General features: G+C 30.3%; 8 protein-coding genes and 2 pseudogenes. 8 read left to right on the forward strand and 2 right to left on the reverse strand.

What is annotated here, in order from left to right:
* Positions 1-154 (reverse strand): annotated as a pseudogene (locus tag Q4548_RS11445) (transposase); the annotation flags it as partial.
* A gap of 361 nt (positions 155-515) precedes the next feature.
* On the opposite strand from Q4548_RS11445, the gene Q4548_RS11450 reads away from it, so the two are divergent.
* From Q4548_RS11450 to Q4548_RS11485, 8 genes are all read left to right on the forward strand, one after another.
* Complete coding sequence (locus tag Q4548_RS11450) at positions 516-3,053, forward strand: M1 family aminopeptidase (RefSeq protein ID WP_303455109.1); 2,538 nt, start codon at positions 516-518, stop codon at positions 3,051-3,053.
* A 136-nt stretch (positions 3,054-3,189) separates the two neighbouring features.
* Positions 3,190-4,131 (forward strand): 23S rRNA (adenine(1618)-N(6))-methyltransferase RlmF, encoded by a 942-nt coding sequence (rlmF, locus tag Q4548_RS11455; RefSeq protein ID WP_303455112.1) that lies wholly within the window; start codon positions 3,190-3,192, stop codon positions 4,129-4,131.
* Between the two features lie 23 nt (positions 4,132-4,154).
* The gene (locus Q4548_RS11460) at positions 4,155-5,159 is read left to right on the forward strand and encodes a bifunctional oligoribonuclease/PAP phosphatase NrnA (protein WP_303455113.1); all 1,005 of its coding nucleotides are present in this window, start codon (positions 4,155-4,157) and stop codon (positions 5,157-5,159) included.
* A 42-nt stretch (positions 5,160-5,201) separates the two neighbouring features.
* Positions 5,202-5,528 (forward strand): hypothetical protein, encoded by a 327-nt coding sequence (locus Q4548_RS11465; protein ID WP_303455116.1) that lies wholly within the window; start codon positions 5,202-5,204, stop codon positions 5,526-5,528.
* A gap of 372 nt (positions 5,529-5,900) precedes the next feature.
* Positions 5,901-7,097 carry a hypothetical protein gene (locus Q4548_RS11470; protein ID WP_303455117.1) on the forward strand — a complete coding sequence of 399 codons (1,197 nt, stop codon included), beginning with the start codon at positions 5,901-5,903 and terminating at the stop codon, positions 7,095-7,097.
* 6 nt (positions 7,098-7,103) lie between these two features.
* Positions 7,104-7,676, forward strand: a complete 573-nt coding sequence (locus Q4548_RS11475) for a condensin complex protein MksE (RefSeq protein ID WP_303455120.1) — start codon at positions 7,104-7,106, stop codon at positions 7,674-7,676.
* On the forward strand, positions 7,660-11,373 hold the full coding sequence (locus Q4548_RS11480; RefSeq protein WP_303455122.1) for an ATP-binding protein: 3,714 nt from the start codon (positions 7,660-7,662) through the stop codon (positions 11,371-11,373). The genes Q4548_RS11475 and Q4548_RS11480 overlap by 17 nt, the downstream gene beginning before the upstream one ends.
* Positions 11,373-12,227, forward strand: a complete 855-nt coding sequence (locus Q4548_RS11485) for a hypothetical protein (RefSeq protein ID WP_303455125.1) — start codon at positions 11,373-11,375, stop codon at positions 12,225-12,227. The genes Q4548_RS11480 and Q4548_RS11485 overlap by 1 nt, the downstream gene beginning before the upstream one ends.
* Positions 12,228-12,519: 292 nt before the next feature.
* Here the strand turns inward: Q4548_RS11485 and Q4548_RS11490 are convergent.
* Positions 12,520-12,849 (reverse strand): annotated as a pseudogene (locus Q4548_RS11490) (transposase); the annotation flags it as partial.
* Positions 12,850-13,009 lie beyond the last annotated feature (160 nt).

The following is a 13,009-nucleotide window of genomic DNA, read 5'->3' on the forward strand; positions in this document are numbered from 1 at the left end:
TACAGGCATTAAAACTACACATAAATAATAAATCCCGTAGTTTTTGATTTCCTATTTTACTGATCCTACTTCTACCACTTACACTGCTTCCACTTTTCCTAATTATAGGTGTTAATCCAGCATAACTGCATAATTCACCACCACTACTAAATCTTCAAATCATGTTGATATGGCTTTGTGAAATCCAGAAGGCAGACTTTTTAGTCAATGAAATATTATATAAAAGAATTTAAAACCACTAAAAGTATAAAATTAAAAGGATTCAAGATGAAATCTAAAACCCTATAACAAACTACATCACTGAATGCTAATAAATTAGAAACAAAAAAGTAATGGATATATAAATTAAAAAATCAGTACACTCCTATCCTCCCCTAATGTTTTTTCTTATTTTTATATTTCTGAGTAGGTGCTATAAAAACATGGTTTTTTGAACTTTACATCTACATACTCTGATCATTATTAATACATTACAAATGCTAAAAAAATATTATCTAAAAATAATTTTAGTTTACATGCCATTCCTATTATTTGTGTCGTGTAACAAACAAGTAAATCACGAGTTTCCATTGAAAAAAGGAGTTTCAAAAAAACTTGCAGACTACCGTAAGACTCAAGTATCTAATGTTAAATACCATCTTTTCTTTAATCTTCCTAAAACCAAAGAGGATCCTATTGATTCTAAACTCATTTTAGACTTGGCAATCCATGATCTAAACCAACCTTTGTACTTAGATTTTAAATCCAATCATGAAACTCCAAAATCAGCAATAGTTAATGGACAAATGGTTCCCATTCAGTATCAGAATGAACATTTAATCATATCGGATAAAAATTTAGTTTTAGGAAAAAATAATATTGAAATAGAATTTATAGCTGGAGATGCAGCATTGAATAGGAATACCGATTATTTATTTACCTTGTTTGTACCAGCTAGAGCAAGAACTGCCTTTCCTTGTTTTGACCAACCCAATATAAAAGCAAACTACTCCCTTAGTATGAGTGTACCTAAAGATTGGACTGTTTTATGTGGCTCAAAGTTAAAGAGTACACAAAATAAAGGTGATTTTATAGCATATAAGTATCAAGAATCTGACAAAATGAGTACGTATTTGTTCTCCTTTGTTGCAGGAAAATACGATATCATCAACTCAGCCGATACAAAATTTAACATGTCTTTGTACCATCAAGAAAAAGACAGTACTAAAATTCAACTAAGCAGTTCTAAAATCTTTCAGCTACATCAACAATCCAATAATTTTTTAGAGAATTACACCAAATATCCTTTTTCATTTCAAAAATTAGACTACGCTGCCATCTATAGCCACCCTTATGGGGGAATGGAGCATACAGGAGCCATTCAATACCGACAATCTCAACTATTTTTAGACACTAGTGCCACGCTCAATCAAAAATTGAGACGTGCTAAATTAATAGCCCATGAAACAGCACACATGTGGTTTGGAAATCTAGTCACTATGAAATGGTTTAACGATGTTTGGCTAAAAGAAGTGTTTGCAAATTTTATGGCAGACAAAATTGTAAATCCACAGTTTGAAAGTATCAACCACGAACTTTCTTTCTTTATTGATCATTATCCAGCTGCTTTTAAAGTAGATCGTACCAAAGGAGCAAACCCAATTAGACAAAGTCTTGATAATTTAAACAATGCTGGATCTCTTTATGGAAATATTATTTATCATAAAGCTCCCATTATGATGAGACAATTGGAAACATTGATAGGGAAAGATCAGTTTCAGAAAGGAATCATTGAGTATATAAAAACATACCAAAATAACAATGCAGATTGGAACGATCTTATCCATATTTTAGATAAAAACACGGACTTAGATTTAAAAGAATGGAGTCAGGTTTGGGTACATTCTCCTGGACGACCTATTATAGAAAGTAACATTACTTATGATGATGTTAACAACATAACCTCCTTTTTTATAGAACAGCAATCAGAAGATACTTCTGATAAAATTTGGCCTCAAGTATTCGAAATAGCATTGATGTATCCAGATCGTATACAAGTACTTAAAGTAGATTTAAAAAACAAGAAGAATAGGCTTATAGCTGCAGAAGGCTTGGCAAAACCAAACTTTATTGTGTACAATAGCAATGGACTAGGATACGGGGTTTTTCCTACAACAAATATAGAGCTGGACTTAGTTCCAAACATTAAAAATGAAATTTCTAGAGCTGCTATCTACGTAAACTACTATGAAAATGCCTTGAACGGAAATATACCAATGGAGAAGGCTATGGATCTTTTTCAGGAAGGATTGAAAGAAGAAAAAAACGAGTTGATCTTATCATTGCTTTCTCATCAAATAGCTCATGTATTCTGGACTTATTTAGACGAAGATAAACGTGTAGAACGACAACATAAAATAGAAGAAACCTTATTTACCAGACTTCAATTAGACGAGGAACCGAGCATTAAAAAAACGCTGTTCAATTCATTTCTATCTTTTGCTTATACAGGAACAGCCAGAGAGGAGTTGTACAATATTTGGCATAAAGAATTAGAAATACCCAACTTAATTCTAAATCAAGATGACTTTGTAAATATAGCCATGCATTTAGCTCTTTATCAGCACGAGAAAGCATCTGTAATACTAACAGAAGCCAAAACTGACATAAAAGATCCTAACAAAATAAAAAGGTTTGATTTTCTGATGCCTGCATTATCACAAGACCCTAAAATTAGAAATGATTTTTTTAAATCTTTCGCAAATCAAGAGCATCGAGAAAAGGAAAATTGGGTACTCACCGCTTGTTATTATATACATCATCCATTACGTCAAAAAACAGCGATTGAATCCTTAGAACTTAGTTTAGCACTCTTGGATGAAATTCAGAAAACTGGAGATATCTTTTTTCCAAAAGGATGGTTAAGCAATACCATCGGTAGGTATTCATCCTATGAGGCATTTGTTATGGTAACAGAATTTCTCCAAGCAAATCCAAATTTAAATCCTCAACTAAGATTAAAGCTGTTACAAGCCACAGATGATTTGTTTAGAATTCACCAATCCTTAGAATGAATGGAACACTCCTCTACTCTTTAACTATTAAAACCTTCTTAAATTATCGTTTTTAAACATTTTCTATAACTGTGTTTGCTTTACGTACATTTGCAGTCGACTTATGTAAAGTCCTTATTCAACACAAAACAGCATCATGGCTAAAGAGAAAATGAAACCTATTAGAAATAAAACCCATGCTCGTAACAAAAATATAGATCGATATGATTTGCAAGCGTTGGTCAAAACAATTCCTAATTTGACCAACTATATACAGCCCAATGTAAAGGGAGAAGATACCATCGATTTTAAAAACCCTGTGGCTATCAAAACCCTTAACACCGCATTGTTAAAGTATTATTACGGAATTGAATACTGGGTTTTTCCAGATACGTTTATCTGTCCTTCCATTCCTAACAAGGCAGATTATGTACATCACATGGCAGATGTATTGATGGAAAGTAATTTTGGAACTTTACCTCAAGGAAATAAAATCACCTGTTTTGATTTAGGTATGGGAGCTTCTTGTATTTATCCTATTATAGGTATTACAGAATACGATTGGAACTTTGTAGGTTCTGATATTGATGAAAAATCAATCATAGCGGCACAAGCCATTGTGAACAAAAACAAGGTTTTAAAAAACAAGATGGAGTGCAAAATACAAGCAAATCCTAAAGATTTTTTTTACAGCATTATTGACAAAGAAACAAAAGTAGATTTGGCCATTTGCAATCCTCCTTTGTATGCCAATCTAAAAGATGCCCAAACGGAAACACAAAAAAAGAGTGCTCCTTTTACGGTTGCTGAAATAGGAGATGAAATTATATACGAAGGTGGAGAAACTGGTTTTTTACAACGTTATGTAAAAGAAAGTAAAAAATTCTCTGAAAACTGTTTTTGGTTTTCTGCCTTGGTTCACAAATCCTCTAACCAAAAAGGAATGGTGGAATTTTTAGACGAATTAGGAGCCACACAAACCAAAGCCATCCCAATGGGACTTGGAAATAAAGCCAGTCAAATTATTGCTTGGACATTTTTGAACAAAACAGCACAGGTAGCATGGAAAAAAGAAAGATGGGACATTAAACAAGCCTAAACAAAGCATTTACAAAACAACACATGAATTTATACCAACAAATTGAAGCTGAAATTAAAGCCGCTTCTAACATAGTAATTACAGCACACAAATCTGCCGATGGAGATTCTATAGGATCTTCTTTAGGGTTATTGCATTTTATAGAAAAACTAGGAAAAAAAGCCACCATTTGTCACCCAGACAAAGCTCCTGATTTTTTGTATTGGTTAGATACTTCTGACATTTTATTAATGGATGAAACCCCAGAACAAGTTACAAAAACAATGCAACAAGCCGATTTAATTTTCTGTTTGGATTACAATGCCACCAACCGTGTTGGACCAGATATGCAAGCCTTGTTAGAAGCTGCTCCGTGCAAAAAAATAATGATAGACCATCATTTAAACCCCCAAGATTTTCCTTTCATTACCGTATCAGAAACCAGCATTTGTTCTACTTCTCAGTTAATTGTAGAATTGATAGAACAATCTGGACACCTTAATTTGTTAGACGAGAAAATAGGAACTCCTTTATATTTAGGAATTCTTACCGATACTGGTAATTTTAGATTTCCTTCCGTACAACCTAGAACGCACGAAGTTTTGGCAAAACTCTTAACCGCAGGAGTACCACATCATATCATTCATGAAAAACTGAGTGATAACAATACTGAAAGTCGTTTGCGTTTGCAAGGGTATGCCATGAGTAAAAAACTAGAGGTTTTGTATGAGTACCATGTAGCCATTATTTCTTTGTCTAAAGAAGAACTAGCGGAATACAACTACAAAAAAGGAGACACAGATAGTTTGGCCAATTTGATCTTATCTATCAAAGGAATGAAAGCGGCTATTGTATTTACTGAAAGAGATGGTATTATGAAAATTTCTTTCCGTTCTAAAGGAGCAGAAAATCCTATAAACATGCTAGCTTCAGAACATTTTAATGGTGGTGGACATGCCAATGCTGCTGGTGGAATGAGTGATTTAACCGTTGCTGAAACCCTTACTAAACTAAGAGAAGTAATTCCTCTATATTTTGTTAAAGAATAATAAAAACAAATTGATAGCGATTTAAACAATACATTTACCATTATGACACAACAAGAATTTTTAGATGAAAACGTTTTTAAAACGCAACAAAACACTACGATTGATAACGACCCTACTACCTTATACTTTACTGAAGGAGGGTTTTCTGAAGTTTTAAACAAGGCAGAACATTACGGAATTGCTATTTATGATATTAAATCTACTTTAGATGGTGAAACTGGTAAATCTGCAAATCACGAAAAGTTTAAGAAAAAAGCAACAGATCCTACTTGGTACAAAGCAGTCTTTAAATCGTTAAAAAATGACCAAAAAGATTATCTGTATGCTGCTACCTATAAAGTTTCTAAAAAATTATTGAATAGAAAATAATCGATCAACACTTCATGTATCAAACAAAAAAATAGCTAGAGACTCTAGCTATTTTTTTGTTTTTAGTGGTTATGAGAGTATCTATGACTTCAAAAATTAAAAGAATTCATTCCTCAATATTTTAATAAAGAAGCTTAAAAGTATATAGTTTATTGCTGACTTTTCGCCTACTTACAAAAGTCCTCTCGGACTTTCTTGGTCAGTAATTATTTACTAAATTAGTTACTTGAAACACGCAACATCTGTACAAAAATTGAACATTTGAACTAAAAACGTCAACGCACAAACAGCACATTAATTTTTTGTCAACACGAAAAGCCAATACTAAAAAAATAAAAGAGCTGTTTCTTGCCAACGCTCAGAACCAAAAGAATGAACACTTTCAATGACATAAAAGAATTAGTTACCGCTTTGAAAAGAGAGGAAAAACTAATATCTGAAATGTTTAGCAAAAGGAAATCCATTGATTACAAGTTGAGTGATGCTTTAGATCTTGTTGATTATGAAGAAAGTCGTATTGACTTATTAATTCAAAAATCCGTGATAAGAGAAAATGGAGGTTTTTTGGAACTTGATGGGCAATTTTTAGAGTTTTTTGAACAAGTGTTATTTGTTAGCGAAGAAATCAACCTTTCATATATTGACGAAAATATAAAAAGCATAAAAGAAAACATTGTTTACTTTTTAAATGAACATAGCGAAACCAGAAGATATACCTACTTGCGATTTATTAAAAAAACATTTCGCAGTATGGGGCTTATCACACTTAGAAGTGTCGTGGATTTAAGACGTAATATTGAAAATACCTTTAAAAACGAATCTAACTATAAAATCAAACAATTAAAGCTAGAAAACCTTGATGAGAAAAGAACAGTAATTACAAACTTGATACATCAGACATTGTCACTTATTAATGAGGAGGAACTAACCTTTTTTAATAGAGCTTTAGACGAAGAGTTAAATAGAGTAATTATTGAACTTAAAAGTCAATTAGGCGAATGTTCACATAACCTAATTGAAATAGAAAAACAGATAATAGATTACCTCAACCAAATAAAACAACAAGGTAAATTTTTAGAAAAACTGAGACAACTCAAATATCTAAAAGACAATTTTACTATTGAAGCAGAAACCGACATCAAACAGATAGTTTCAAACAAGAATCAAGTCATTTTTGAAACAAAAATCAATGAGTCAATAAACTTATCCATCAACTTCCTTAGAGAGGACGAGCGAGCTTTTGAAGCAATTAAAAGAATTGCTAAAAATCACAGAAAAAGACTACTTTTTAAACCAGAAATAGCTGAGCGTATTTCCAATGACTATCTAGACAATAATGTTGAAGAAGAGATAATGATAAATCTGGAAGAAGTAAAAAACCGTTTCATTGCAACAAGTGATAATTTATTCAATTTTGTTTTAAACTATGACTTTTTGAAAGAGGTAGAGTTTAATGAAAGAGTCACTATTTTTTGTCAAATTATTTCTCAATATGAAGAAGAATTGCAAATACAAGATAATTACCTAACCACCAATGGTATTGAATATGCTATGGTGTATTCAAAATAAATTTTAATGATAACAAAATATACATCAGAAATATTTAACGTGCTTCGCAAAGGGCAATTCATCTGTTCAAATAGTCCCAATGATGATATAAAAAAACTTTACGAAGTTTTAGAAGACGAAGACACTTTTGAAGACCTATACGAATATTTTAATCAAATTAATTACATCTTAGAACAAGGGAATGAATATTATTATTTCAGTCGAAAAGAAAATAATGCAGACCTAGATAGAAAACTTGAAAAAGCGTTTAATTGGATTGATATCCTAGACTTTTTTAAAACTTTCGACACCTCTTTTGATGTAGGCTTTAGATTTTCATCATCAGACATTGTAAATCAATTAAAAAATAATGCTGATTTAAAAACGAAATTAGAAAAGCTAAAACGAGTAAGTGGAGATAAAAAGACAAATTCTGAACGAATCAAAAAAATCATTGAAAAACTAGAAAAAGATAATTTCATAACCTTAGAAAATGAAATAACTGAAACATACAAAGTTCTTACCTCTTTTAATTATTTGAAAGAGATCATAACAACTATCAATATTCCTGAAGAAATAGAAAATGAGATACCTGAATAAAATAGTTTTTATAAATAGTGCATCTATACAATATGCAGAAATCGAACTAGATGGAAATGTTCATTTAATTGGAACACAGGGTGTAGGAAAAAGCACACTACTTCGTGCTATATTATTTTTTTACAATGCCAATAAAACCAAACTAGGAATTCCGAAACAAAAGAAAGGATTTGACGATTACTATTTTCAGTATCAGAACTCTTATATTGTTTATGAAATACTAAAAGACAATATACCCTTTTGCGTTTTGGCCTACAAAGTAAATGGGAAAGTTGCCTTCCGTTTTTTTAATTCTGCCTATAAGAAAGAATTATTTATAGACAACAAAAACAGAGCTTTTGAAAGTTGGGACAATATCAGAAATGCATTTGGAAGAGAAATTTATTATACAAACCTCATAAAGGGCTATGACGAGTATCGTAGAATTATTTATGGAGATAATAGTGGTTTAAAACCTGAGTTCAAAAAGTATGCACTAGTAGAAAGCAAACAATATCAAAATATACCAAGAACTATTCAAAATGTACTTCTAAACACCAACCTAGAAGCACAATTTATTAAAGACACCATCATAAATTCTTTAAATGATGATGAGTTTGTAATTGATATTGAGAATTATGCAAAAAATCATTTACGAGATTTTGAAACACAAATCAACGATATCAAAATATGGTTTAAAGAAAACAGAAAAGGACTGATTGTTGTTAGAAAGCAAGCTGATAAAATAGTTGACCGATATAGAGCTTACAATTTTCTCAAAAGAGAAACAAAGGAGTTGGCTTATCAGTTAGCTACTAGAATGAATTTTATAGAAAACGAAAAACCTCTTTTGAATTCTAGTTATTCCAAAGAAAACAATGAATTAAGTGTTTTAACAAAAAAAAGAGAAAACTTAGTAAAAACACATCGTAGAAGAGAGCAAGATATCGTTTCTGATATAAAATTAATTACAACAGAATTAGCAAAAGCTAAACAAAAACTAACAGAATACCAAAATCAAAACATTAAAGAAATAATTTCAAAAGTTTCAAAAAAAGACACGCTAACTATTGAGCAAAGGACTTTAGAAGACGAAAAAAATCTACTCACCTCGAAATTTGCAGAAATTAGTCAAAAATTTGAAGCTCTTATAAAACAACTTCAAAACCAACAGCAGGAGTTTACAAACAAACAGAACTCAGACATTCTTAAAATAAAAAGCGATTTCGGAGAACATAAGTCTTCAATATTTGATAAGTACCAAAAACTAATTACTCAAATCAATGATGAAAACAAAGACGAAATAGATTCCGTAAATAATGATTTAGAGAATATAAAAGAGAATGAAAATAGGGTAAATAGACAAAAATCGGAATTAAAATATAAAACCTTTTTCTCGACTGAGATTGAAAAATGTAAAGCGAATAAAAAAACACTTGATGATAAAATTTCAAGCTCAAAAAACAAGATTACAAATGCACAAAACGAAACAAAAACAATTCGAAAAGAATGGGAATTAGAAACAAAAGAAGTAGAAAGAAACTTTAATTCTTCCGTTGAGAAAAAAAACGAAGCGAGTAAAAAACTAGCTTTAAAAATTGGGGAAATTGAAAACAAAATTCGGCAAAACAAATCTTCACTTTATGGCTGGTTAAACGATAACATTAACAATTGGCAAAATACAATAGGGAAAGTAATTGACGAAGAAAATGTACTTTTCAACACAGAGCTAAATCCAAAACTAATTGATAGTAATTCGGCTACTCTATTTGGTGTAGAGTTAAACTTAAACACTTTAAAAAACAGAATTAAATCAGTAAAAGAATACCAACAAGAAATTGAAGAATACAAATTTAAGGTTAATGAAATCCAAAATAGTATTCAACAGCTAAATACTAATAAAGAAAATAGTTTACAAAAACTGAAGACAAAATTCGGTAAAAAACTAAAGGACTTTAAAGACCTTGTTGCAGAAAATGAATATATCATACCTCAAAGCCAAGAGAAATTAAAAAGCAATAAAATTGATTTAGACGAATGGATTCTAAAAGCAAAATCAGAAAAGGAAACTGTTCTACAAAAACTAGAAGATGATTTAAATGAAATTGCATCAAAGAAATTAAAAGCCGAAGAAGTTTTAAACAACATTAATAAAGGAATAAAGCGAAAAATAAGCCTAAAGGAAAAAGAGCGACATACAGAAATTAACGTTTTAGAAGAAACTAAGAATGAGAAAATTTCTGAAATAAACAGTGCTATCTCAAAGGCAAAACTAGCATCTGATAAAAGGGTTCAAGAATTAAAAAAAGAGCAGAATTCTGAATTAGAAAACAAAGGAGCTGACACAAAAAGGCTTAACCATATTGAAAGTAGATTAAGCAAAATTAAAACAGACCTAGGATACATAAAAGAGAATGAAACGCTTGTTATAGAATACAATAAAGACAAAAGGGAACTATTTGACAAAGTACCACAATTAAAAGTTGACAAGACAAGTTTAGAGAAAAAGCAAATTTCAATAATTAGTGAACATAAAATGGAGTTGAATAAAATCAACACAAAATATGCGAAACAAGAGGGATTTGTTAAGTCCATACAAATCAAAATGGAGAAATTTGATAGTGACTTGAAAGAACTTGAAAGTTTTAAGCTTTCAGATGCATTTTTAAGCGTCAAAAACTATTATGATACCCCTAAACCAAATGTTGATGTTGATTTTGATAATCAAAACAAAGCTACAGCTATCATTACTGAAATCAACAGCAAATACTACAAAGGAATCGAAACTTTTAAAGAGCTTCAACAATCCGTTAATGCTTTCACGGGTAATTTTGGTGAACAGAATGTTTTTAAGTTTAAAGTGAAACTAAACGAAGATTCAGAGTTTCTAAATTTTGCATTTGAGCTTAAAGAATTTATTGAAGAAGATAAAATTAAAGAATATGGAAAACGTGTAAATGATAGGTTTGCGCACATCATTCACTTAATTGGTAGAGAAACCACAGAACTAAACTCAAAACAAGGAGAAATTGAAAAAATAATTAAAAAAATCAATGATGATTTCCTTGGTAAAAATTTTATTGAAGCTATCAAGACAATGGAAATAAGAACGCTAGAAAGTTCAAACCCTATTGTAAAACTATTGCTTAAAATAAAAGAGTTTAATGATGAAAATAGTCTTGTTTTAGGAGAGTCAAATCTTTTTACTTCTTCAGAAAGTAACACTAAAAATCAAAAAGCGGTTGACTTACTCAAGCAACTGGTGAAAGAGTTAGACAGATCAAAAAACAAGAATTTAACACTGTCAGAATCTTTTGATCTACAATTTAGAATCATAGAGAATGATAACGACTCTGGTTGGGTGGAAAAGCTTTCTAATGTAGGAAGTAATGGTACAGATATTTTAGTTAAAGCCATGATTAATATTTCGTTATTGAATGTTTTTAAAATTGATGCTTCAAAGAAATTTAAAGATTTTAAACTTCATTGTATGATGGACGAAATAGGCACACTTCATCCTATAAACCAAAAAGGAATTTTGAGATTTGCCAATCAAAGAAATATTTTACTCATCAATGGTTCGCCAACAAGTCAAAATGCTACCGATTATAAATACACCTATAAATTAGCAAAAGAACAATCTAAAACCAATTCAAAAAAATACATAACTAAGATTAATAGATTGATTAAAAAAGTAGATAATAGAGTTCATAATTAATGAAGTTAAACTTAAAAATAGCAAAAGTATTAGTACAACTAATCAATGGTGAATCAATTCCAAATAGTTTAGCTAAAGGAAGATTAATAGATGATTTAGTTGCTGAAAATATTATTTACAGAAAAGGGAAGCATAAAAAATCTTTAGAGTTAGTAAATGAAAAGGGTTTACATATCTATCTAGCAAATCAATTACAGATTAATGATTTGTATGATTACATTATTTTAAAAGAGAATCCAAATTCTACGCGTGCCGAATCAACTAAAATAACAACAGACTCTAAGGTTTCAAAGGAGAGAGCATTTAAAGGTTTTTTAGTCAATAGTTATAATTCTATAACGGCTGAACTAAACAACAATGCTATAATCATTAACCCTCAAAAAGGAAGTTTTATTTTTATTTATGATTATGAATCTTTTAAAATACCAAAAGAGATAACAGTTGTTGGCGTTGAGAACACAAAAAATTTTAGTGAGATTCATAAACAGAAATACTTGTTTAAAAACCTTAATCCCTTATTCATATCACGTTATCCTCAAAATCAAAATAGGGACTTTATAAAATGGATGAATTCTATACCAAATAATTATTTACACTTTGGAGATTTTGATTTTGCAGGAATTGGAATTTATCTTAATGAATATAAAAAACATTTATCGGAAAAAGCGACCTTGTTTATTCCTAAAAATATTAGAAGTGATATAAAAAAAGGAAATAGAGAACGCTTTGATAAACAAAGAATAAGTTTTGAGATAGACGAAATACAAGAACCAGAAATTAGAGAGTTAGTTCAGTTAATCAAAAAAGAAAAAAAAGGTTTAGACCAAGAATATTATATAGAAACAGATAGATAGCCAATGCTCAAAGCCATACACATTTGCAATTAGCTTATGCCACCACACAAACCAAAAATCGCAAAAGAGTATGTCTTTCCAACAGCACACATTTTAACTGAAAAAAAACATCGGAAAACCAAGCTGAACGTAAAAGCACTATGCATAACAAAGAATTGAGGTAAAAAACAACCTTTTTATTCGTTAAATTTAGGCACTATCTATTGAGACTCAAAAGTCAGTAATTTGATTTTTAAGCTTATATATTTTTTTATTTTTCAATCTATCATAATTTTGAAACGTATGTTTCATCTTAGGGTTTACTAGATTTTGCGATAGCAAAACATTGTTTGAGTAGCTTATTACAAACAGTTATTAATACTAGTTTTTTACGCTTTCCTTTGGCTACAATTCGTTCGTATATTGCGCTACAAGCTTTGTTATATTTACAGGCATTAAAACTACACATAAATAATAAATTCCGTAGTTTTTGATTTCCTATTTTACTGATCCTACTTCTACCATTTACACTGCTTCCACTCTTCCTTATTATAGGTGTTAATCCAGCATAACTGCATAATTCACCACCACTATTAAATCGTTTAAAACTGTCTGTTAGAACCACTAACATTAATACGGATTTTGGTGCTTTCTCATAGTTTTGTACACAATTACTAAGTCGTCAAATCATGTTGTTATTGCTTTGTGAAACCAAGCTAACAAGTCCAAACAAAAGCTTAGCTAAAGACTTAGTAATAAGAACACATACAAAAACATACTTATATGAATGTTTTTAATTAAAT

This window comes from Wenyingzhuangia sp. 2_MG-2023 (assembly GCF_030548295.1).
GTDB lineage: Bacteria > Bacteroidota > Bacteroidia > Flavobacteriales > Flavobacteriaceae > Wenyingzhuangia.

Excerpts from the sequence above, each read along its gene's own strand:
- Q4548_RS11450 (WP_303455109.1), top strand. The coding sequence starts at position 516 with ATGCCATTCCTATTATTTGTGTCGTGTAACAAACAAGTAAATCACGAG.
- rlmF (WP_303455112.1), top strand. The coding sequence starts at position 3,190 with ATGGCTAAAGAGAAAATGAAACCTATTAGAAATAAAACCCATGCTCGT.
- Q4548_RS11460 (WP_303455113.1), top strand. The coding sequence starts at position 4,155 with ATGAATTTATACCAACAAATTGAAGCTGAAATTAAAGCCGCTTCTAAC.
- Q4548_RS11465 (WP_303455116.1), top strand. The coding sequence starts at position 5,202 with ATGACACAACAAGAATTTTTAGATGAAAACGTTTTTAAAACGCAACAA.
- Q4548_RS11470 (WP_303455117.1), top strand. The coding sequence starts at position 5,901 with ATGAACACTTTCAATGACATAAAAGAATTAGTTACCGCTTTGAAAAGA.
- Q4548_RS11475 (WP_303455120.1), top strand. The coding sequence starts at position 7,104 with ATGATAACAAAATATACATCAGAAATATTTAACGTGCTTCGCAAAGGG.
- Q4548_RS11480 (WP_303455122.1), top strand. The coding sequence starts at position 7,660 with ATGAGATACCTGAATAAAATAGTTTTTATAAATAGTGCATCTATACAA.
- Q4548_RS11485 (WP_303455125.1), top strand. The coding sequence starts at position 11,373 with ATGAAGTTAAACTTAAAAATAGCAAAAGTATTAGTACAACTAATCAAT.